The sequence below is a fragment of the Acinetobacter sp. 25-47-130 genome (assembly GCF_056779705.1).
On record NZ_JBWYII010000001.1, the window covers coordinates 639,110 to 661,321 of the forward strand.

Consider the following 22,212-nt stretch of genomic DNA (forward strand, 5'->3'; position numbering starts at 1 on the left):
TATTGTATTAACGCGGTAGGGACTTATATGACAGATCGTGTGCAAGCTAAACAAGATTTACAGTTCTGTTGTGCGGAGCTGGCGAAATATCAAAACCTCAGCCGTTCAGGTCTTAAGCGTCATCAAATGATTGCGATTGATGAAATCATGATTGAGCTTAAGGAGCGCATCCGAAACTTACGGAACGTACTGCAATGAGCAATGAAGTCGGACAAGCCATACCAGTTCGACCATACCCACCAAAAGAAATATTCGATTTAGATACGCCTAACTTTATGCCGGCACCAGAACTATGGGCATGGATTAAAGCTGTATTCCTAAATGAACATTCTGAAGTATTTAACCCTGATCATATTCATCTGGACTCATTTTACTGGCCACAGATCGCCGTGATGTGGGCAAATGGCGGATTTATCAAACAGGGGCGCTTTGTCGTTGGTCAAGCTGAGAAAGTCATGATCAATGTGGGTGGATGGAAGAAAGCACGCCAAGAGGAACAATTTGAACAATGGTTTGGTCAAGTTCCTGAATATCTCATTACGGTTGATGCCAAATTTGCCCAAGTGGCGAATGACATTGCCTTTTGTGCACTGGTTGAGCATGAGCTTTACCACATTGCACATAAGCGTGATGAATGGGGTATTCCACAATTTAACCGTGAAACAGGTTTACCAAAGCTTGAGATCAAAGGGCATGACGTGGAGGAATTCACTGGTGTGGTACGCCGTTATGGTGCAAGCGAAGAAGTTCAAATCATGATTGATGCAGCGAAACAGCGACCTGAAATTTCAAGAGCCGATATTTACCATGCGTGTGGTACTTGCTTCCTGAAGGTCGTTTAAATTTTTTTGTCCATTAAGTTGGACGAAGTTGGACGGATAAAGAGCAATGGCAACGCTAAATCAAAAGCACAAACTCTTTATCGTGCGTAGCTTAGCGCAGTGGAATACACCTACTGAAACCGTTGAGCTTGTCCAACAAGAGTTTGGCATCACTATTTCACGTCAGCAGTGTGAGGCATACGATCCGACCAAACGGACAGGACAAAACCTCAGTAAGGCACTCGCTGACGAGTTTTATAAAACCCGGGAGCAGTTCCGTAAAAACACAGATGAAATGCCCCTGGCGAATCTCGCCGTGCGTTTACGTCATTATGAGAATTTGCTGAATAACCCACAGAACAAACGCAATCCGATTTTACAGCTGACCATTCTTAAACAGGTGGCTGAAGATGTCGGTGGCAAGTACACCAATAAAACAGAATTGACTGGCGCAGGTGGTGGACCATTACAAAGCGAAAATGTTACCTACGTGGATGCTAGCCCTGAATTAGTGAAGCAGGTGTTAGATGAACTCGAAAGTAAATACTAGACCGCTTGAGATAAAGATCGAACGTGAGAAATGTGAACGTGAACATTTGTTTTTCACACGCCGTTTTTTCATGCCTCGTATGGGGTTTAAGTTCTCAGTTAATTGGCACCATGAATATATTGCATGGGCAATTGATGAAGTCATTGCGGGAAACATTGAAAATTTAGTCATTAACGTTCCACCAGGTTCAGGCAAGACTGAATTACTGACCAATCTGATTGCACGTGGTATCGCACGGAATCAGCGTTCACGATTCTTATATTTGTCATTCTCGCAGTCACTTGTAGAGGATGTGTCATCCACGGCGCGAAACATCGTGAAATCGGCTGATTTTCAGGGTTTATGGCCTGTGAAGATCTCGACCAGTACCGATGCTAAGGCAAGCTGGAAAACCACTGTAGATGGCTATGAAGCAGGGCATGTTTATTCAGCTTCGATGGGTGGTCAAGTTACGGGCCGCCGTGCAGGTACTTTGGCAGATGCTGGATTTACTGGTGCGATTATTCTGGACGATCCACTCAAGCCTGAGGACGCATTTAGTAAGACGGCACGTAACAAGGCAAATCGTAAGATTCTGAACACAGTCAACTCACGTAAAGCCAAATCATCCACACCAATTATTCTGATCATGCAGCGTTTACACGTTGAGGATCCGACCAACTTTGTGATGACTGGCAACGTGCCAGGGAAATGGCATCAGATCTCGATACCAGCACTGATTGATGATGACTATATCAACTCATTGCCTGAGCATATACGCCGTAAGGTACCACGTGATGTGGAGCGTGACGAGAAAGGGCGTCAGAGTTATTGGCCACTGAAAGAGTCGTTACAGTCATTGCTGCAGTTAGAGAAAGGCGGTCAGGATAAAGACGGCGCTACAGTGTCGCGTTATACGTTCAGCAGTCAGTACCAGCAAGAGCCTAAAAAGCTCGGTGGTGACCTTGTTAAGGCTGAATGGTTCGATCGATACCATGAGTTACCAGTACTCAAGTGGCGTGCGATATGGGCAGATACGGCGCAAAAAACCAAAGAGCATAACGACTATTCAGTGTTCTTCTGTGCAGGGCTTGGTTATGACAATCGCCTATACATCATCGATGTGCGCCGTGGAAAATGGGAAGCACCTGAGCTGATTAAGGAAGCTAAGGCTTTCATCAATAAGCATAAGGAAAGCAATACCAAGATCGGCAAGCTTCGATATATGGCCATCGAGGATAAAGCATCTGGAACGATGTTGATCCAAAACATTTCGCGTGAAACCACATTACCGATCAAAGCGATTCAGCGTGATACAGACAAGCTGACTCGTACTATGGATGTGGTGTTCTATGTTGAAGATCGCCGTGTTGTCTTACCTGTAAGTGCACCATGGTTATTGAATTATGTTGAAGAAATCGAGGGTCTTAAAGCCGACTTCACACATGAGCACGATGACCAGTGGGACCCGACCATCGATGCAATTAATGACTCACTTGCGAAAAAGCCGACTGTATTTGATTAGAGGTATTTATGGCTAAAGATAAAAAGTCTGATACAGGCGGTAAAATTAAAACGCTTGTAGCAGATGCAGTAAAACAGGCAATCAACGCTATTGGTGATGCTGGTGCATATACCAATTTGGTATCCAATATTGGTACCGAGCGTGACAAAGCCACAGGTGGCAAGTTCGTCCGTAAAGACATTGACGATGATCAACTTGAAGCGGTGTATCAGAATTGGCTTGCACGCCGTATTGTCAATCGCCCTGCATCTGACATGCTGCGTGCTGGATGGTTCTATGAAGGCATTCAAGGTGATGATTTAAAACGCCTTGAGGAAGCGTGTAAGGCATTTCACTTAGAGCATGTGCTTTTATCAGGCTTAATCCTGTCTCGCCTCTACGGCGTTGTGTATATCCTGCTTGGAACGGCTGACGGCGCTGCCTTAGACCAACCTTTAGATATTTCTAAACTCGGTCAAGGGCGTTTGGAATTCTTTACGGTCGTTAAAAAGAAATACATCACGGCGGATAAAAACAGTTATTTGCCGCCGTCGGCATGCTGTGGGCTGCTAAAACAGCCTGAATTTTACGAAATGAAAATGGGGAATGAAGCGAAAAAGCGCATTCACCATACTCGTCTAATTCGCATTGCTCATGCTGATGTGGTGAATGAAGAACCTCAAAGCATTCTGCAAGAAGTCTATGAGGATCTGCTGGATCATGCCAGCGTGAAGCGTGGATCTGCTAGCCTTATTCATGAATCAAAGATTGATGTCATTCAAACGCCGAACTTGGTCGATAAGATTAGAGAGGATATGAAAGGCGTCATGGAACGTTTCATGTCTGTGGGGCTGATGAAAAGCCTAAACGGTATGTTAGTCCTTGATGCTGAAGAAAAGTACGAATCAAAAACGTATAGTTTCGGCGGCTTGCCTGACATGATGCGTGAATTCTCTGTCCAGACGGCGGGTGCCGCAGATATCCCATATACGATTCTGTTTGGCCAGTCACCCGCAGGTATGAATGCCACTGGTGAGCATGACACTCGTAATTATTACGACTCGATTGCTACTAAGCAGGAATGGGACCTTAAGCCGATCTTGATGAAGTTTCTCGCTGTGATCTGTCAGTCCACGTTTGGGCGTCAAATACCTGAGATTGATGTTGTTTTTAATCCGCTTTGGCAATTGGATGCGAAAGTCCGTGCAGAAGTGGAAAAAGCCAATGCTGAGCGCGATGAAAAGTATCTCAATATGGGCATCATCACTGAACCGCAGATCGCTCGTCAGCTTAATATCGACGGCGTTTATTCAGTCATTGATGAAAAACACATCAAATTGCTGGAAACCATGGTGAAGCCAAATGACGACGATCATACAGATCCTTAAGCCTCAAATTCAGCAGATCAAAAAAAGTAAGAAAGGGCGCAAGGCTAAGCCTAAGGCAGTTAAGGTCAATCGCCGTATAGAACTTTTCTATATACGTCAGCTTTTGGGAATCTCCAAATTTTGCCAAGACCAAACAAAGGATTTTGTTTTGCCTACGGTAGGGCAAAACATTGGTGATAGCTGGGTGACAGATCTATTCACGGCGTTACGTGAAAAGATGATCAAGTACACCATGGATGTGTCGGTATCTTTGGCCACTAAGGTCGTCATGGATACCAGCAAGGAAGTGGATAAGCAGATTGCCAGTCATACCAAAACCATTCTTGGTGTGGACCTTACGCCGTTTTTCCGTGGTGCTGATATTCAGGATGAAATCGATAATCAGATTGCTGCAAACGTTTCGCTGATTAAGTCTATTCCAAGTCAATATACCGATAAACTTGAAGCATTGGTGATGAATGCCTTGCAGACAGGCCAGACCAATGAAGAATTGGCTCAGGAAATTAAAAAGCTGGGTCATAGTACGGATATTCGTGCACGACTCATTGCACGTGATCAGATGGGCAAGATCAACGGCGCAATCAATAAGAAACGTCAGGAATCCATGGGTGTAGAAACATACGATTGGCAAGATTCTAACGATGATCGTGTGCGTCCGTTATGTGCCAGCCATCATGGCAAAACCTTTCGATGGGATACACCGCCTAAGGGTGGTCATCCTGGTCAAAAGATTGGATGTCGATGCACGGCGTTGCCGAATTATGAGGATATTTTGATCGACTGATTCAATAGTTTGATTTAAAGTATCTTTCGATATGCAGGGGATTACAGATGCATCAAGACCAAAAACTAGATATTTTGTTGGATGTAAAAAATAGAGCAAATAAATGGATTGGAAAGTATCTTTCTATGGATGTGGTTGATCCCCACTTTCAGCCTTTATTTGATGTTTTTAAAGAATCAAACTTCGATATCGAGTTGCTATTGAATATGGATTCAATTGAAATTCTACAAGTGACTAAAAATTGTTGTGAAGGGATTGGTTTAAGTAAATTTGATAAAGATTGTGCTTTAGAGTGTTGGGCAGCAGATGCTTCGGTAATGATGAATTCGCTTAAAGATCAATAGTAAAGTCACTTGTTGTTTTATCTAATTTAACCCACTTCGGTGGGTTTTTTATTGCCCACAGAAAGGTGATGTCATGCGAAAAAAGAAATTTTCCAAAGAGCGTTTTTATCGCCGTCTGGAAGCTCAAAACAAAAAAGCAGTATCCAAGTCAGAAACGGATTGGGATGTAATGCAGGGTGGTTATTCGGTCTGTCAGATTTATCCAGATTTTAGTAATCGTACGGATCGAATAGATTTAGAAATCATTGCTAATAACATACAAAAGAAAGCGGAAGAAATAAGGGCTAAAAAGCCCTTTTTTAATGCCCGAAACCCACCTAAGCAACCTGAGTTTAAATCTGAATTTGTACCACCTCCAACATTGGAAAAAATTGGAGAATCTGAGCCAAATAATGACTCAGGATTGTTTGGATTGTGCATTTTACACATGGCGGCAATCGTAGCTTGTGCGCTTCTTTTATGCGGAATCTTACAAAAGCTGAGTCATTAACTCATGAAACTCATTTACCAACTCAAAATTGGGGACTTTGCACCAAGCGAAAGTACACGCTCATTTACTCAAGAAGGGTATCTGAAATGCGTCAATGTACGTTTGGCCAAAGCACCGCAAGTTCGTCAGTACTACGCCTATGAATTTCCAAATTTGGAAGGCTATTCAGCGGATCAGGTCATCAATGTCTATGTGGCAGCTGAGGACCTATTCAAACCTGAAGTCATTAAAGGATTCGACGGCGTAGACACAACGGACTATCACCCACCTAAGAATGAAATCAATGCTTCCAACTGGAAGGAATACCACATTGGTGAATGTTTCAATGTGCGCCAAGAGGGTGATTTCTTGGTCGGTGATCTGATCATTAAAGATCAGAACAGTATCGGTTTAATCCAAAACAATGAGCGCGTTGAGATCTCATTAGGCTATGCGGCTGATCTTGTCCTTGAACAAGGCACGGCGCCAGATGGTAAGCCGTATCAAGCCAAATTTATCAATTTTAAAGGCAATCACGTGGCGCTGGTGAAATACGGTCGCTGTGGCGGTGATTGTCGCGTCGGTGACCATAAACCAAACCCAAAGGGGAAAAAGATGGAAATTAAAGTAAACGGTATTCGCTTTGAGATTGGTGATAACCAAGCGCTAGCAGATGCTGTAAAGCAACAAGAAGACCAGCTTGAAAATTTAAAAGCAGCAAAACTCAAAGTCGGTGACAAACAATTTGCCATTGGTGATGAATTGCCAGCTGTACAAGCAGTGGTTGATACCTTGCAGACTGAAAACGCAGAACTTAAGCAAAAAGTAGGTGATCTCGAGAAAAACCAAATCACTCCTGAAAAGCTTGATCAGGTCGTAGCTGAACGTGCGTCAGTGGTTGCGGACGCCGTTGCATTGGTACCAGGTATCAAAACTGAAGGTTGTTCATGTGAACAAATTAAACGTGATGTGATTGCAGCCAAAGCAGGCGATGCATTGGTGACTGCCGTACTAGGTGGTGTCGCCGTAGGTGATGCGAATCCTGAAAAGATCGACACGGTATTCCGTGCACTGTCAGCAGTGAAGTCGACCACACCAGGCAATGCAGTCGGTGATGCATTACATCAACAGCAACAACAGCAAAACCAAGGTCAAGACCCTAAAGAAAATAAGGGTTATGACAAGTCTGCTGCATACAAAACAATTTAAGGGGAACTTGAATCATGGTTCAGCAATTAAATGCGGTGGTAGGTCAGCGTGGCCGTTTAACTACCAAAGAAGTTGTACTGTCATTACCGCTTTCAGGTCTGACTTTAGTCAATGACGGTGATGTGGTTGTCCGCACGACTGATGGCAAATCTGTAACGGCTGTGGCAGGCGCTACACCGACACGTTTTGGAGTAGTGGTACGCCACGGTGTTGGTAAGACAGGCAAAACGGCGGCTGGTAAAGAAGCCTATAAAGCGGCTGATATGTTGCCTGTGATGTTTGAAGGTGCAATTTGGGTCAAGCCTATAGCGCCGATCACCGACATTACTGCTGCGGTTTATGTAAAAACTGCAAACGGTACCACAGCAGCGCCGTTGGGTTCTTTGTCGAGCTCAGCAACTGACGGAACAGTATTTCCAGGTGCAGCATGGGAAACCGTGACAGGTGCCGATGGTTTAGCCCTTCTTAATCTTCGTGGAGCTTAATAACACATGAGCAAATTAGCAAAAATGAAAGCGCGTTTAACGCCGATTTCACATGCCATTCAGGCACAAGTTGGCGATGCGTTCAACATGGATGCATTGGCACAGCTCTTCATAAAGATCGAAGAACAAAACGAAATTACACCACAGCTTGCACAGGTCCTTGACTACGCCAAGTTCATCCCAGTGACCAATGTAAATGCGGTTTATGGTGGTGGTGAAATTCTGTCTCGTAAAAAAGGCGTGGGTATCGGCGAAGACTATGCTGGTACAGGTGATGATATTCCGCTTGCAGAAGTTGAATACGATACTGTAAGCCTACCAGTGAAAGTCGGTGTGATTGGCTACCAATATTCAGTGGTTGAATTGGCGACCGCACAGCAAATGAACCTCACGCTTGAAGCGGATAAAGTTCAGGCTGCAAACTTAGCTGCTGAAAAGCACATGTCAAATGTCGCTTGGTACGGTTACATCAAAGCGAATGCCAGTGGACAGCTTGAACAAGTGAATGGCTTCTTGAACCAAACAGGCGTTACCATCGTGACAGGTCAGCACGATTGGGCTACAGCGACCATTGAAGAAGTTTTATCTGACTTCAATAATTCGCTGGCTGACTCAGCAAACCTGTTTGACGGTGATGCTTCTATTGAGCCTGATACCTACTTGATGGCATCAGCGCAGTACACACACCTTTCAACACGTGTGGTACCAAACTCAGGCGGTAAAACATTCCTGAAGTACATTGAAGAAAACAACATCTTCACCACTCAGGGTAAGCCATTGACTATTCGTGGTTCTGGCCGTGGTAACGGCAAAGGTACTGCAGGCGCTGACCGTTCGATCATCTATCGCCGTGATCCATCATGTATTCAATTCAAAGGTAACAGCGTTGAGTTCCTGACGGCGCAACCAAAAGGCTTAGATGTGCTTGTACCTGGTCACTACAAATACCAGGGCGTTTGGTTGAAGCGTGTTGATTCACTTCGTTACCTTGATCATGCATAAGGATTAAAATCTCATGGCTAAATATTCATACACATACAGCGGCTCTAATGCCGCTTTTGTTTTTGCAGGCCTGGTGACTTTACCTAAAGGTATCGCCGTAGTAGTTGAAGCCAATCACCACAAAGCACTTCAAAAAAATAAGTTTGCAAAGCATTTGATTGATGTTGCTGAGCTAAGCATTGAAGAAATTGCAGAAGTTGGTGATTCAAAACCTGCTTCAGGTCGTGGTAAAGGCGCTCAATCAGGTAAAACTGATGAAGGGAAAGGCAAGGATGAATCCAAAACTGCTGAGCTCACGATTGATGATGTGCGTAAAGCACTGACTGATCTTGAAATCACCTTTGCTGAAGATGAAACCCTTGAGCAGCTGCAAGAAAAACTTGCTCAAGCCACTGAATAAGGTGAACTATGGACCCACAAGCTTTTAAATTAAAGTTTAAGTACGACACAACATTATTAAATACTTCTGATGCTGAAATTGCCGATGCATTAGAAGAAGCTGGTCTTGTTGTAACGGCGCTTGAATTTGGTGATCTGAAAGAACGTGCTGTGGGTCTATATGCAGCACATATTCTCAGAGTTGCACATAAATCAAAGTCTGGTAACAGCTTTTCAGATGCATCAAGTATGACTATTGCAGGTCAGAGCGTGAGTTTTTCACGTTCGGGTACCGATGCATTTTATAACCAAAGTATTTATGGTCAGCGTTACCTGGCATTAAAAAATTCAATTCCAGTTGGCAATGATGGAACCAATCCCAATCGTATCGGTGTTGGTGCTTTCGTTGTTTAGGAGCAAGGCATGTCATTTAAGTATCAAGCGCCTGAAAACTTTAAAGCGACTTCGCTTGAAATTGCAGGCACCACATACAAGGTTGAAAAAGGTGTGATTGAGTCGGATACCGATATTGCACACATCCTGGCACCGCATGGTTTTAAACGTGCGGTTGAAACCAAAGCAGAACCTAAAAAGGAAACTGCTGCAAAGTAGGTGATGTATGAGTGATTACCGTGTTGATGCTGATGTTGATTTTAACGAGGTCAATGAACGTGTACGTGTTGAAATACGGCGCACGGTAAATGCACTCACACTTAAACTTCAGCGCACCATTCAGGAAGACATGCTGACAGGTCAGCGTTTGAATGTGCAGTCTGGGCGTTTAAGAGGATCCGTTTCATCCAAGGTGGAAGAGGATAAGGACTGGATCGAGGGTACAGTCGGAGCTGGTGGTGCCTTGGTACCGTATGCCTTTGCTCATGAATTTGGGCTTAAAGGTGCGATGGCCATTAAGGCGCATTTGCGTACAATCAAGAAAGTCTTTGGTCAGCCGATTACACCTCGTCAAATCATGATTAAGGCTCATTCGCGTAAAGCAGACTTTGAAGAACGCCGTTTTATGCGTGATTCATTGGATGAAGTGGCGAAGATCGTACCGAAAAATATTGATGCTGCAATTGAAAGGGGACTGAGCAATGAATAGTGAAGCCATTTACCAGGCATTGTTTGACCGACTTTCATGTATTGATGGGATTAAAACCACCAGTCGACGCTTGAAGCATTTTAACCATGTTACACCCGAACAGCGCCCAGCGTTATTTGTGACGCAAGGGAATCAAACGGAAGCACCTGTGAAAGGCTTGGATGCCAAGGTTGAGCTTGAAGCGGAAGTGTACGTTTACATTCATGAATCAGATCCATCGATACCGCCGAGCGTGCAGTTAAATCAGATGATTGATGAGGTGAGAGCGAGAATTTCACCAGACCATCCTGACATCTGCGAATACCAAACCTTAGGGGGATTGGTTGAACATTGCTGGATCGAGGGCACGATCGAAGTTTTTGAAGCAGTGGAAAACATGCTTGATGACCAAGGTATTGCCATCATTCCGATTCGGATCCTTACCACCACCTAAAGCAATTCATAAATTCCATGACCGCCAATACGGCGGTTTTTCATTTTTAAGAGGTCGATATGGCTCAATATTTATTTGGTGCCGGTAAAATCTTTGCCACACCATTACAGGATGTGCACGGTAATCCAATCACCAATGGCACACCCGTTGAAGTGGGCGTACTGCAGTCAACGTCAGTTGATATCAGCTATGACTTAAAAGAACTCTATGGCCGTGGTCAGTTCGCCGTGGATGCCGCACGCGGTAAAGGTTCGATTAAGTGTAAAGCAACCATGGGTCGCATCAACGGCGCATTACTGAATTCCATTTTCTTTGGTGGCGTGGTCGCTGAGGGTGGTATTACTGCAGTCGCTCAAACCATCAATGGCGAAGTCGTTGCAGCGTCAGTAACACCAATCGTTCCGAACAGCGGTACATTCATGAAGGATTTAGGTGTGACTGATTCCAAAGCAGTTCCTTTAAAGCGTGTGGCGAGTGCACCAGTTGCAGGTCAATACAGTGTGGATGAAGCGACAGGCGTTTATACCTTTGCAGCAGCTGATGTGGGTAAAACGGTATTTATCAGCTTTAAATACACAGCGACGGTGGCAGGTGCCAAATCAGGTATCGTAAGCAACTTGGATATGGGTTATACGCCTGAATTCAGTGTTGATCTGATGCGTGATTACAAAGGTAAATTCTTTGGAATTGAATTCTTCCGCTGTGTCAGCAATAAGCTTGCGTTTAGCTCAAAACAGGATGATTACGATCTACCTGAGTTTGAATTCCAGCCAATGGCCGATGATTTAGGCCGTGTGTTCAAATGGACTACTTCGGAGTAATACCATATGCAATTTAACCAGGTCGAAAACCCACGTGGTAATCCGCTTAAAATTAATGGCCAGATTTGGATTTTTGCGCCGTTATCCTTGGGTGCTGCGGAAAAGCTGATGCCAAAGCTTAAAACCTTTGATCCAAGTGACTTTGCTTTAGTGGCAGATGTAGCACATAGTTCTTTAAAGCGTAACTATCCTGACATTACCCGCGAATTTATTGCTGATGAACTACTTGATATTGGTCACGTGAACGCCGTATTTGAAACGGTCATGGGGGCTTCTGGTCTGGTTTATACAGGTGAAGACGAGCAGGCCACTGATTCGGGGGAATAGACTGGGAGGAGCTGTACACGCATTTGGTGCTGACATTGGGCAAGGATTACGACTATGTGCGTAATGAATTGGATTTCTCAAGAGTCAAAGCATTGAATGCGTATCACAAGCAGTGTCCTCCCAGCCATGTTGGCATTCAGCGTCTGTGTCGGATCCTTGAGGCATTTATGGGGATTGAAGACAGTACTGGTTCAGATGATACGCAAAGTGATGATGATGATCTGTTTGCGGATCTGCAGAACTTTCCTCAGGGTGGCTAAGGCTGCCCTGATTGATTTAAGTTTTTTTGTTGGTTAAAGTTTGCGGGAACTTTATAACAACTTGGATATAACCATGAAAAAAGTATTAGGGGTGAGTTTTTTAGCTTTCACTTTGGCTGCTTGTGGTGGAGGTGGCGGGGGTGATTCATCTTCTTCTAATAATGAGGGAGATAAAACACCTGTAGCTAATGCTGAAATCACTGGTGTTTACACTGGCAAGACCAATCAAGCGCAAAATGTTATTGGGTTGGTAGATAAAAATAATAAATTCTGGTTTCTATATACACCACCTTATTCTAACGGAATTACTGGCTTCATGACTGGTGATTTAACTGTTTCTGGTAACACAGTAAAAGCGATAAAAGGGAAAGACTTTTATTTTGGTGGTAGTGCAGTTTACGACACATCTATTGATGGTACTTTTGAAACTAAAAAGAGCCTAAATGGAACGATCACTTATACGCCTTCAAATCAGGTTACATTTGACACTTTATATGATGCTGAATTAAATAACTCGGTAGCCAATCTCACGACAATCGCAGGATCTTATATAGGTCAATCAGCGATAGTTGAAGGTATTGAAGAAGCAACCTTAACAATTTCAAATACGGGTGTGATTTCAGGTAAGGGACAAAGTGGCTGTACGTTCACGGGGAAAATAGCAGTTGAAGAAAATGCACCTTACTACAATGTTGATTTAGCTTTTGGTTATTCACCTTGTCTCTTAGCGGGACAGTCTGTAAAGGGTGTGGTTTATTATGATTCATCAATTAAATCACTTTATGCAGTGGCAGAAAATAGTAATAGACAGAACGCAGTACTGTACTTAGGAACAAAACAGTAACTCCCATAGTTTTGAAACTTACTTAAAGAAGCACCTTAGGGTGCTTTTTTAATGCGCGCAACCTCTTCCACGGTAAGGCTATAACCTTTCATACGACTAGCAAGTTCCATCATTAGAACTTCGGTAGGTATTTTTTCAACAGCAGATAGGTTTTGAGAAAAGCTTTCTTCAAGGCGATAGACCGCCTCCGCTGTAATGGTTCTACCATTTTCAAGAGCTGCTTTTTCAATACGTTCTTTTAACTCCATGGGTACACGGAGGTTCATTTGTGGATCGTTACGTGCCATGTACGAAAGACTCTGCTAGTGATATAAAGAATAATATTGCATCACTGTGCTTTACATCAATAAAGCAGTGTGCTTTAATGTGATCACGGTGCTTTATTGGAGATTTAAATGGCACGTTCAGATACACAGGTAGCAGTACGAATTCCACCTGAGTTGCACAAGCAACTAAAAGAAAAGGCTGTAAAGGAAGACCGTTCAATGAATTATTTAATCAACAAAGCAGTTGAACTTTTACTTGACCAAGAGAATGCGAAAGCATGAAATCAACAGGCACAAAAAAACCTTGTTCAACTCTCACATATCACAAGGTTTAGTTGCCTATTAACCATAAAGGAAAATAGTTATGACAACTATGAGTTTACAACAAATCACAGTACCTTTCCACAATGCTGAATTATTTTTAGTTGAGCATAATGGGCAACCATACACACCTATGAAGCCTATTGTTGATGGCATGGGTTTAGACTGGGGTTCTCAATTTGTGAAGCTAAAACAGCGCTTCGCTTCAACCATTGTGGAAATCACAATAGTTGCAAATGATGGTAAAGATCGTCTTATGACGTGTTTGCCAGTTAAAAAGTTATTTGGCTGGCTTATGACTATTAGCCCAAACAAAGTAAAACCTGAACTTCGAGACACGGTTATTAAGTATCAAGAGGAATGCGACGATGTACTTTGGGATTATTGGGCTAAAGGTAAGGCTGTTAATCCACGTAAAACAACTCCTAAAGATCGTGAGAACTTACGTCATGCTGTATCAAACTTAGTATCGCGTGTGAAAATCAACTTTTCAGATGCGTATATCATGGTTCAACAGCGATTTAATGTTGATCACATTGACGAAATACCATTAGAAAACTTGGATGATGCGGTCGAGTATGTTCATGGATTAATTTTGACTTTCGATAAATACCAATCTCACGCCCCAGTAGATGTAAATGCTATTCAGAATTGTCACGGCGTTTTACAGTATCGTTTGATTGAGTACCAAAAGAATTTGGAAGCCGAGGTTAAACGCTTAGGTGGAAAAATGCCTGAACATCCATCCTTTAATCCTGAACAAGTTGCTCAGGCATTAATGTCGGAGATACTTCAAGGCAAGCAAATGACTGTAAAACTGAATTATCAGGGTGGGTTTGCTATTGACCTTGTGCCCGAAAACGCCGTGATGATTGAGTCTAATAAAATCCCAGAATTGGTGAATCGTACAGATTTAGTTTCAAAAGAGCAGCTCCCTTTAATTATGCAAAATGCTATGGAACGCCTAGTTAAATAACCCTAAAAAAAATTCGAAGGTGTGGTGATTTTCACCATACCTTGACTGACTACAACCGCCTCACGGCGGTTTTTTTATGCCTGCGAGATAGGAATTATGAGCAACAATCGAGTGGAAGTGCACGTTGGTGCGAAGACTTCTGAACTTAAAAAAGGCATGAATGAAGCCGAAAGTATTGTTAAAGATACGGCGCAGGAGATTGAAGTCACAGGTAAGAAAGTGGACTTTCAGATTGACGTGTCTGGTGTGCAAAAGATCTTCGATAATCTTTCAAGCAATATCTCAACGCAGATGCTGGGCCTAGGTAAAAAAATTGCTGCTGGTATTGGTTCTGCCTTAGCTGTAGATGGATTGGTCAGTTTCACTCGCAATGCAATTAGCACCGCTTCAGAAGTTCAGAAAATGTCTGACATGCTGGGTGAATCGGTAGAAGACCTCCAATACTTTGCCAAGGGTGCTCAAACAGCTGGATTGTCATTAGAACAGTTCGGCATGATGGGTAAGGACGCGCTAGATCGGCTCGGTGAAGCACGCCGTGGTGAAGGCGAAATGATAGACTTCTTTGAAAAGGTTGCGCCTAAGATTGGTGTGACCATCGATATGTTCAAAGATTTAAGTGGTCCAGAGGTTATCCAGGCATATTACGATGGTTTGGAAAAAGCCAATTTATCGCATGCTGAAACTATCACCTACATGGAGCAGATCGTCAATGATGGTAGTTTATTGATTCCATTACTCAAAGACGGTGGCGCAGGCTTTAAAAAATGGGGTGAGGAAGCCAAGAATGCTGGTGCTATCATGTCGAAAGACATGGTAGATAACCTCGGTAAAGCTAAAGAAAACCTTTACACACTAGAGCTTCAGTTCCAAGGTTTCCAGGCAATGCTGATCAATTCAGTAACGCCTGCAGTGACTGCTATTTCGCAGAACTTTGACAATATTAAAGCTGTAGCCATCGCTTTGGGTGCAGCTATTTCAGCCAAATTAGTTGTTCAATGCGCCGTATTGGCTAAAGAGTTTGTGATCGGCGTAGCCCAAGGCATGGCATATCAGATGCAATTGTCTGCGCTTCAGGGTCAAGCGATGCGTACCGCAACGGCGATGGGTGTACTGCGTAGTGCGTCAGCATTGCTCGGTGGTCCTGCTGGCTTAGGTATGTTGGCATTTCAAGGTCTAGCGGCAGGTGCTGCATTCCTTTACATGAAACGAAGCAGTGATGAAGCAGTACCTGCATTAAATACACAAGGTAAAACTGTAACCCAACTTCGTGAAGAATATGAAAAGCTTGATAAGGCTCAACAGCGTGTATTGACGCGACAAGCCACGGCAGACCTATCCAAAGCTGAGCAAGGTTTCCGTAAACAGGAAATTGCATTACTTGGCTTGGTGCGTGCGGTTGTTAATCATTCCGATGCATCAGATGCTGATAAAAAAGCAGCTAAAGAGCTCCACGATCAATATATTCAAGGCAAGCTGAATGCAGATCAACTATCCACAGGTATTAATAACCTACGAACAGTTGAGTCTAAACATAAGGCTGGAATTGATGAGAAAGCTGCTGCCGTTAATAAAGAGCGTAAAGCAGTCATTGATGCTCAGGGTGTTCTAAAAACTTATAACCAAGTTGTGACACAAGGTACTAAGGATAATAAGGAACACACAAATTCCATCAACGATAAAGCAAATGCATTAGCCAATTTGACTGCAAAGCAGATGGAGTATGTTCGTGAATCTAACAAACATTCTGAACGAGAACGCTATATTCAACACAACATGAAAGTTGGTGGTGTGTCGCGTGAGCGTGCTGAGCACATGGCAGATGCTCGTGATAAGGCAGGTATGGGATACACCGCTAAAGACGGTGCAATGCCTGAAGCTGTTAAACAGGCTGAAGAAGCGGACTGGAAGCGTAAACAAGCAGCTGAAGCGCGTGAGGAAGCTGAAAAGAAAGCTGAGGAGACTCAAAAACGTCAAACTAAGGAGCTTGAAAAACAGCAACAGATCTTGCAGGTCAATGCACGTGTTAAAGCGAATGCTGAAAAGTTTAACTATTCAGGATTTGAAGCCAAGTATGGCTTGCCGAGTGGCATGCTATCAGCTCTTAACATGCAAGAGACTAAGGGTCGAAATGTTGAAGGCGTTCAGACTAAATACGGCACGGCGAAAGGCAACTTTCAAATGCTGGATATGACCGCCAAGCGCTTTGGCGTATCTGATCCATTCGACACAAAACAAGCTGCTGAAGGCGCAGCCAAATACATGCGTTTCTTGCTAGATAAGTATGGTGATATCAACAAGGCTATTTCTGCTTATCATGCAGGTGAAGGGAATGTTGATCGTGGTACCAGTATTGGTCCAATTAATCGCCAGTACGTGAAAAAAGTCAAGGGTTACATGGCTGGCGTTAACGGTGTAGAAGCAGGGACTGAATCTTCAGATTTTGATAAATCACTTCAAGAGCAAATCCGCAAAGCTGAAGAAGCTGAAAAGGAAATGCTAGCACTGCAGTATAAATATGCAGATGAAAGCAAGCAGGTTGCTTTAGATCTTAAGAAAGAACTAAGTGACATTGATTCTTCTATATTGTCAGCTGAAGAAAAGAAAGCTTTTTCAATCAAAGCTGAGCAGGAAGCCGCCGACAAAATCAAAGCGATTCGTGTTGAACAACTTGAAAAACTCAAGACGCTTCATGAGGAAGAGCTTCAAGGCAAAATGATTTTGTCTCAGCAAATATTCGAGCTAGAAATGGCACGTTTGGATGCTGATTTTGATGCTGGAAGAATCAATAATGTTGAAAAGGTACGTCTTGCAAAGCAACTTGAAGAACAGTTGTATGCTATCAAGCGTATTGGATTGGAGGAGCGCCTAGATCTTGAACAAGAGCTAAGTCAACTCACTGGGAATAGTTCTGGGGTAAGTGGCGTAACCAATGAAATCAGTGCATTAGATCATCAAAGATCGGTGTCTGATATCCAAGTACCAGGCATGATTTCTGATGCCCAAATGAAAGACTTTGAGGATAAGTTTGGGAATCTAACGTCACGAATGTCTGGTCTATGGGATAAAGGCATTCAGTCCATGATGAATGGCACGCTGACTTGGAAAAATGCCATGAATGCCATTTTTACAGAACTGGCAGGGGCATTTATTCAAAGCATGATTAGTGAACCACTGAAAAAATACGCTGCAAGTTTAGCAACTCGTATGGCGATTAAATTAGGGTTTATCAAATCAGAGACGGCGGCTGAAGTAGCTGGGCAAGCTGCTCAGACTGGTGCTGTGGTAGCTGGTGAAGGCATGAAAACCGCTGCAACTTCAACAGGTGTAATTGCTCGTTTAGGTTTAAAGCTCATGGAAGTCTTAAAGTCAATCATGATGTCAGCTTGGGAGGCTATGGCTGGTGCTTGGGCGGCGCTTTCGTCAATTCCAATCGTAGGCCCTGCATTGGGTGTGGCTGCTGGTATAGCTGCATTCGCGGGTGTATCTGCAATTGTTGGAAAAGTGGCATCAGCCCGAGGTGGTTACGATATTCCTGCAGGTGTAAACCCCATGACACAACTTCATGAAGAAGAAATGGTTTTACCTAAGCAGCACGCAAATACGATTCGTGCCTTAGGTAAGTCTCTAAGTGCAGATGGAGGCTTTGGCACACCTCAAACTCCTAGTCAGCAAGTGAGTAATCATTTCTCAATTCAAGCCTTTGACTCACGTGACGTAAAGCGTTTCTTTGAAAAGCATGGTCGTGAATTGGCGAGTGGATTAAAGGGCCATCGCCGTAATTTCGGTACCTAAGGAGGTTTTTGTGTCTGATGTATTATTTCCTGAACTACCAGGTCTTGAATGGGAGTTGTCAAAAACTCCCATTTTTAATACCAAAATTATGACTTCTGTGAATGGTAGGGAACTTCGAGCAAGTTACCAAGCCATTCCTAAGTATGAAATCTCAATGTCATTTGCATTTTTACGTGAAAAAAATGGTAGGAATGAATTACAGCAACTTGAAAGTTTCTTTTTAGAGCGCCGTGGTGCTTTCGATTCGTTTCTTTTCAAAATGCCTGATGATTATGAGTTTAATTGCACTTTTCAAGGTGATGGCACGACAACAAGCTATGAACTTTATAAGCAGATGCATACATCCGTAATACCTTTGGCTCACACTAAGGCTGAGACAATTTTTGATGTGGATCCAACATTTTGGAATGAAAATGACAATCAGCAATTTTGGAGTGATAACGACGACGATCTGTTTTGGGATGATACAACTGCAATTATTTCAAAAGATGGAAAGATCACTTTATCCAAACCAATAGATGGAGGCATTAAGTTTGAAGTCGATGGAACATATTACTACCGCTGTCGATTTGCTGATGATGAACAACAGTTTACGAATTTCATGCATAAACTTTGGAATGCAAAAAGAGTTGATCTCGTTGGATCTCTAGGAAATAAAGTATGAGAGCAGCTTCTGCAAAACTAATTGCGTTACTTGATGCTGATCAGTTTGTGATGGCAGATCTCTACACCATCACCACTGTTCAAGGTGATGTATTCCGATATACGAATTATGACTTTGATTTGACTGTTGCAAGTCAAACATATAGTTCGAGTGGTCCAATCATCAGCCGTGAAGGAATTAGTCTGTCACTGGGTATTGAAGTTGATAATTTATCGATCAGTATTGATTGTATTGATGATAATGAATGGAACGGCATCAATGTCGTTCAAGCGTTTCATAATGGCCAACTGGACGGTGCTCGATTTAAGTTAGAGCGCATATTTATGGATATGAATACGCCAACGGACACCAGTGCCGGCACCATTAAGTTGTTCGAAGGTCGAATCATTGAGCCTGACTTAGATCGTAATTCAATTCAGGCCAGTGTTGCGTCAGATCTGGATGAATTGAATGTGCAAATGCCACGAAATCTTTATCAGCCAAGTTGCACCAATACGCTATTTGATACGGCATGCGGTCTATTGCGCCAAAACTTTATGGTGCAAACGACAATTGAAACAGGCAGTACTGCAGCACGAATTTTATGCCAGTTGAATCAACCGCAAGGTTGGTTCACGCAAGGTGTAATCGAGTTCTTGGACGGTGGTAATGCAGGTCTAAAACGAACGATTCGCATGCATGAATCAGGCGCTTTGTTATTGACTTTGCCATTGTTGGAAGCACCGCAGGCAGGGCAACGAATCAAGGTTTATCCAGGATGTGATAAACGTCTTGAGACATGTCAAAATCGTTTTAATAATTTCAGCCGTTTCCGTGGTGCGCCATTTATACCTGTACCTGAAACCGCAGTTTAAACAAATTTGTATTAATCAATACCCAGCTTGAGCTGGGTTTTTTTATGGGGTGAGAAAATGCCTTTACCTACTGCAGCAGAAATGCGTGACCGTACGAAAACGAATGCTCAAATGCGTGAAATGATGGCTCAGATGGCTGAGAATGTTGTGAGCAAACAGCAAGGATATGCTCGTATTGAAGGGTTAGCTCAAGGCGTAAACATTAATTACACAACATCCGACAGAAATTTATTAATTCAAGGGACTGTTAGGATTGTATCTAGTGTGGAAGTTTACACACTAACAACTCCGCAGAACATAGCTCTACCACTTGACACCCCTTATAGACTTGAGTACGTGATAGCGACTGGATTGGTTCAAGCGGTTTCGTGGGGTGCAAATAGAACGAATGGTAGCCTTGTGCTTGGTTTCGTTGTAGCGTCATCAACTAGCTTTAGAACAAATGATTTTAAGTACAGTGTTGACGGCATTGCTGTTATGGAAGCAACAACAAAGGAAATAACTGAATTAAGCAATAGTTTGGATTCTCTAAGAGTAAATAATGGGAAAGATTTCCCTTTAAAAAAATTAACAAGAAACGGCACTACATCACCTAGCAGTGACATCAATACCCCTCTTTTAGATATTGAGGTTTTGGGCGCGAAAAAGGGGAAACTATATAAACTTGAGTATTTTGCAAATGGCGCGGTTGATGCTGCGAATAGTATTCACAAAGATTCATGGCGTTTTACAGAATATGATGAGTCTACATTTTCAAGCACAATCGGTACGAATGGCGGTGTAACAGTTGTTACATCAAAAATGCCGCAGGTTACTGTCGATAGAACTGTGATCGATACTTACTTAATAGTATCAACAACGCATGATGTGAAATTTAAAGTAACACTGAATGGTGCTGCACTCAAAACCAGTGGATCGGCGTATAGTCTTATGTCAAATACAGGTCCAGGATGGTCATGGGTTATAGATAAGAGCTGCTACGTCTATGCTGATGATTCAGTTGTAAACGACATTAATAAGCTAAAAGCTGTTGTCGATAAGCCCATTTTCCCAACAGAGTCGCCTATTTTATCAACAGCTTATATAGCACAAGACGCAATTGAACTTGTGGAATTTTGGGGATTGGAAGATGATGAAAGTGTTTATCTGAGAACACTTTGGAATTATTGTTTTCTGCCCGCTCAAAATAATAAATATTTTTCATCTATTGGCTTTAATTCTTCAAAAAATCAACATATTGCGATTGGTTTAGCACCACAGGCTTATATTTCTCTTTACTCAATGTTTGAGGTGACAGAAAAACTAACCGAAACAGTAGAGTATTTGCTTTATAGAGATGGGGATGCAAGCACAGAGCCTGTCGGTCGTGTGATAGTGGATTGGTCAAAAGTTAATAACTCTACATCTGAGCGGTTTATTAAAACAGATAACTCTAATCCGTTAATCATGCCGAATGTTGTGAATAAAGCGTCACAGCAAGTCTTACAGATCGCAAAGTCAATAACGCCTGAAAGTCCATTTTTTGGTAAAAAGATTGGTGCAATCGGGGATTCTATCACATGGGGATTTACACCACGTAATGACCCAAACGGAGGCACAACTGGTGTTCAATTAAATAGCTGGTTAATTCTTTCTGCAGAAAAACTAGGAATGACTGCTTTCAATTATGGTATCAGTGGTTCAACTTTAGGTGCGAACAGTGCTGGAGCAAATGCTCCTTTCTCAAGACGTTATCAAAATATGGCGAATGACTTAGATGTTATTTGCGTGATGGGTGGGACTAATGATGTGCGTAAGAGTGTGCCGCTTGGGACAATGTCAGATCGTGTAGATACAACTTATTACGGTGCATTGCACGTTATTTGTCAGGGGTTAATTGATAAGTACTACATAAATCAAGGCACTGAACTGGGTAAATCAAAGCAAATTATTCTGATGACTCCGATTAAGCTGCAGGTCGGTGGTGGCACAGCCCTAGATGTTACGTTGGAGCCATACGTTCAAGCTGTAAAAGATGTTGGAGCTTACTATTCAATACCTGTTTTAGATATGTATAACTTGAGTGGCATCACTCCACATATTAGCCAAACTGTTCAAGGCACAGAGGCAGGATACACACAGATGTACAATGTATATATAACAGACGGTACGCATCCAACCCGACAGGGTCATGAAAAGATGGCTAATACTTTCTGTGGATTTTTAAAAACATTATTATGAAAAACCTCGAAGCCGTTGCCGAAGCCATGACTTGGCTCGGCACACCATACCATCACCAAGGGCGTGTGAAAGGTGTTGGTGTGGATTGTGGAACGCTGATCTGTGAAGTCTACGAAAAAGTGGGCTTGATGGATCACTTAGATCCACGTCCATACCCGCCGGACTGGCACATGCACCAGCTTGGCCAACGATATTTAGAGCATGTTTTATCCGTGTGCTATGAAGTCGATGAGCCACAGCCTGGTGACATTGTTTTATATCACTTTGGCAAATGCATCAGTCATGGTGCAATTGTCGTCGAATGGCCAACGATTATTCACTCCTATATTCATCAAGGAGTAATACTCCAAGATGGCACAAAAGGAAGTCTAGCTCGCAGAATTGCGGGCTTTTTTCGTATGAAGAGGCTAAAAGAATAA

The 22,212-nt window shown here is 42.9% G+C and carries 28 protein-coding genes; 27 read left to right on the forward strand and 1 reads right to left on the reverse strand.

Going from position 1 to position 22,212, the window contains the following annotated elements; all coding sequences use genetic code 11:
* Positions 1 to 27: 27 nt before the first annotated feature.
* The 20 genes from AC1M83_RS03165 to AC1M83_RS03260 all read left to right on the forward strand — a co-directional run bounded on the left by AC1M83_RS03165 (position 28) and on the right by AC1M83_RS03260 (position 12,700).
* Positions 28 to 198 (forward strand): hypothetical protein, encoded by a 171-nt coding sequence (locus AC1M83_RS03165; RefSeq protein WP_171319224.1) that lies wholly within the window; start codon positions 28 to 30, stop codon positions 196 to 198.
* Positions 195 to 842, forward strand: a complete 648-nt coding sequence (locus AC1M83_RS03170) for a putative metallopeptidase (protein ID WP_481589986.1) — start codon at positions 195 to 197, stop codon at positions 840 to 842. The genes AC1M83_RS03165 and AC1M83_RS03170 overlap by 4 nt, the downstream gene beginning before the upstream one ends.
* Before the next feature lie 46 nt (positions 843 to 888).
* The gene (locus AC1M83_RS03175; RefSeq protein ID WP_168396906.1) at positions 889 to 1,371 is read left to right on the forward strand and encodes a DUF2280 domain-containing protein; all 483 of its coding nucleotides are present in this window, start codon (positions 889 to 891) and stop codon (positions 1,369 to 1,371) included.
* Positions 1,349 to 2,875 (forward strand): phage terminase large subunit, encoded by a 1,527-nt coding sequence (gene terL / locus AC1M83_RS03180; RefSeq protein ID WP_481589987.1) that lies wholly within the window; start codon positions 1,349 to 1,351, stop codon positions 2,873 to 2,875. The genes AC1M83_RS03175 and terL overlap by 23 nt, the downstream gene beginning before the upstream one ends.
* Positions 2,876 to 2,883: 8 nt before the next feature.
* Positions 2,884 to 4,242, forward strand: coding sequence for a DUF1073 domain-containing protein (locus AC1M83_RS03185; RefSeq protein WP_481589988.1), 1,359 nt, complete (start codon positions 2,884 to 2,886; stop codon positions 4,240 to 4,242).
* The gene (locus AC1M83_RS03190) at positions 4,217 to 5,026 is read left to right on the forward strand and encodes a phage head morphogenesis protein (protein WP_481589989.1); all 810 of its coding nucleotides are present in this window, start codon (positions 4,217 to 4,219) and stop codon (positions 5,024 to 5,026) included. The genes AC1M83_RS03185 and AC1M83_RS03190 overlap by 26 nt, the downstream gene beginning before the upstream one ends.
* A gap of 47 nt (positions 5,027 to 5,073) precedes the next feature.
* A complete protein-coding gene (locus AC1M83_RS03195) occupies positions 5,074 to 5,370 on the forward strand; it encodes a hypothetical protein (RefSeq protein WP_481589990.1) in 297 nt (98 codons plus the stop codon).
* 73 nt (positions 5,371 to 5,443) lie between these two features.
* Complete coding sequence (locus tag AC1M83_RS03200) at positions 5,444 to 5,860, forward strand: hypothetical protein (protein WP_481589991.1); 417 nt, start codon at positions 5,444 to 5,446, stop codon at positions 5,858 to 5,860.
* A 3-nt stretch (positions 5,861 to 5,863) separates the two neighbouring features.
* On the forward strand, positions 5,864 to 7,048 hold the full coding sequence (locus AC1M83_RS03205; RefSeq protein WP_481589992.1) for a DUF2213 domain-containing protein: 1,185 nt from the start codon (positions 5,864 to 5,866) through the stop codon (positions 7,046 to 7,048).
* Between the two features lie 14 nt (positions 7,049 to 7,062).
* Positions 7,063 to 7,533, forward strand: a complete 471-nt coding sequence (locus AC1M83_RS03210) for a structural cement protein Gp24 (RefSeq protein WP_481589993.1) — start codon at positions 7,063 to 7,065, stop codon at positions 7,531 to 7,533.
* A 6-nt stretch (positions 7,534 to 7,539) separates the two neighbouring features.
* Positions 7,540 to 8,535 (forward strand): DUF2184 domain-containing protein, encoded by a 996-nt coding sequence (locus AC1M83_RS03215; protein WP_481589994.1) that lies wholly within the window; start codon positions 7,540 to 7,542, stop codon positions 8,533 to 8,535.
* 13 nt (positions 8,536 to 8,548) lie between these two features.
* Positions 8,549 to 8,935: a hypothetical protein gene (locus AC1M83_RS03220; RefSeq protein WP_481589995.1), complete on the forward strand. Its 387-nt coding sequence runs from the start codon at positions 8,549 to 8,551 to the stop codon at positions 8,933 to 8,935.
* 8 nt (positions 8,936 to 8,943) lie between these two features.
* Positions 8,944 to 9,327, forward strand: a complete 384-nt coding sequence (locus AC1M83_RS03225) for a DUF4054 domain-containing protein (protein WP_179998030.1) — start codon at positions 8,944 to 8,946, stop codon at positions 9,325 to 9,327.
* A 9-nt stretch (positions 9,328 to 9,336) separates the two neighbouring features.
* Positions 9,337 to 9,525 carry a hypothetical protein gene (locus AC1M83_RS03230; RefSeq protein ID WP_481589996.1) on the forward strand — a complete coding sequence of 63 codons (189 nt, stop codon included), beginning with the start codon at positions 9,337 to 9,339 and terminating at the stop codon, positions 9,523 to 9,525.
* A 7-nt stretch (positions 9,526 to 9,532) separates the two neighbouring features.
* Complete coding sequence (locus tag AC1M83_RS03235) at positions 9,533 to 10,015, forward strand: hypothetical protein (RefSeq protein ID WP_481589997.1); 483 nt, start codon at positions 9,533 to 9,535, stop codon at positions 10,013 to 10,015.
* Entirely contained in the window at positions 10,008 to 10,448 is a 441-nt protein-coding gene (locus tag AC1M83_RS03240; RefSeq protein ID WP_481589998.1) for a hypothetical protein, read from the forward strand. Before AC1M83_RS03235 ends, AC1M83_RS03240 begins: the two co-directional genes overlap by 8 nt.
* Positions 10,449 to 10,507: 59 nt before the next feature.
* Positions 10,508 to 11,269, forward strand: a complete 762-nt coding sequence (locus tag AC1M83_RS03245; protein WP_481589999.1) for a hypothetical protein — start codon at positions 10,508 to 10,510, stop codon at positions 11,267 to 11,269.
* Positions 11,270 to 11,275: 6 nt separating this feature from the next.
* A complete protein-coding gene (locus tag AC1M83_RS03250) occupies positions 11,276 to 11,596 on the forward strand; it encodes a hypothetical protein (protein WP_481590000.1) in 321 nt (106 codons plus the stop codon).
* 26 nt (positions 11,597 to 11,622) lie between these two features.
* Complete coding sequence (locus tag AC1M83_RS03255; RefSeq protein WP_481590056.1) at positions 11,623 to 11,856, forward strand: hypothetical protein; 234 nt, start codon at positions 11,623 to 11,625, stop codon at positions 11,854 to 11,856.
* A gap of 73 nt (positions 11,857 to 11,929) precedes the next feature.
* Positions 11,930 to 12,700 carry a hypothetical protein gene (locus tag AC1M83_RS03260; protein ID WP_481590001.1) on the forward strand — a complete coding sequence of 257 codons (771 nt, stop codon included), beginning with the start codon at positions 11,930 to 11,932 and terminating at the stop codon, positions 12,698 to 12,700.
* Between the two features lie 35 nt (positions 12,701 to 12,735).
* Here AC1M83_RS03260 and AC1M83_RS03265 read toward each other — a convergent pair whose 3' ends face one another.
* A complete protein-coding gene (locus AC1M83_RS03265) occupies positions 12,736 to 12,987 on the reverse strand; it encodes an Arc family DNA-binding protein (RefSeq protein ID WP_481590002.1) in 252 nt (83 codons plus the stop codon).
* 108 nt (positions 12,988 to 13,095) lie between these two features.
* Between AC1M83_RS03265 and AC1M83_RS03270 the strand changes: the two genes are divergently transcribed.
* The 7 genes from AC1M83_RS03270 (at position 13,096) to AC1M83_RS03300 (ending at position 22,212) form a co-directional block, all read left to right on the forward strand.
* Positions 13,096 to 13,248 carry a toxin-antitoxin system HicB family antitoxin gene (locus AC1M83_RS03270; RefSeq protein WP_481590003.1) on the forward strand — a complete coding sequence of 51 codons (153 nt, stop codon included), beginning with the start codon at positions 13,096 to 13,098 and terminating at the stop codon, positions 13,246 to 13,248.
* 82 nt (positions 13,249 to 13,330) lie between these two features.
* A complete protein-coding gene (locus AC1M83_RS03275; RefSeq protein ID WP_481590004.1) occupies positions 13,331 to 14,263 on the forward strand; it encodes a phage antirepressor N-terminal domain-containing protein in 933 nt (310 codons plus the stop codon).
* Positions 14,264 to 14,359: 96 nt separating this feature from the next.
* Positions 14,360 to 18,055 carry a lytic transglycosylase domain-containing protein gene (locus tag AC1M83_RS03280; protein WP_481590005.1) on the forward strand — a complete coding sequence of 1,232 codons (3,696 nt, stop codon included), beginning with the start codon at positions 14,360 to 14,362 and terminating at the stop codon, positions 18,053 to 18,055.
* 10 nt (positions 18,056 to 18,065) lie between these two features.
* Positions 18,066 to 18,719 carry a DUF2460 domain-containing protein gene (locus tag AC1M83_RS03285; protein ID WP_481590006.1) on the forward strand — a complete coding sequence of 218 codons (654 nt, stop codon included), beginning with the start codon at positions 18,066 to 18,068 and terminating at the stop codon, positions 18,717 to 18,719.
* Positions 18,716 to 19,573 carry a DUF2163 domain-containing protein gene (locus tag AC1M83_RS03290; RefSeq protein ID WP_481590007.1) on the forward strand — a complete coding sequence of 286 codons (858 nt, stop codon included), beginning with the start codon at positions 18,716 to 18,718 and terminating at the stop codon, positions 19,571 to 19,573. Before AC1M83_RS03285 ends, AC1M83_RS03290 begins: the two co-directional genes overlap by 4 nt.
* 57 nt (positions 19,574 to 19,630) lie before the next feature.
* A complete protein-coding gene (locus tag AC1M83_RS03295; protein ID WP_481590008.1) occupies positions 19,631 to 21,793 on the forward strand; it encodes an SGNH/GDSL hydrolase family protein in 2,163 nt (720 codons plus the stop codon).
* Positions 21,790 to 22,212, forward strand: a complete 423-nt coding sequence (locus tag AC1M83_RS03300; RefSeq protein WP_481590009.1) for an NlpC/P60 family protein — start codon at positions 21,790 to 21,792, stop codon at positions 22,210 to 22,212. The genes AC1M83_RS03295 and AC1M83_RS03300 overlap by 4 nt, the downstream gene beginning before the upstream one ends.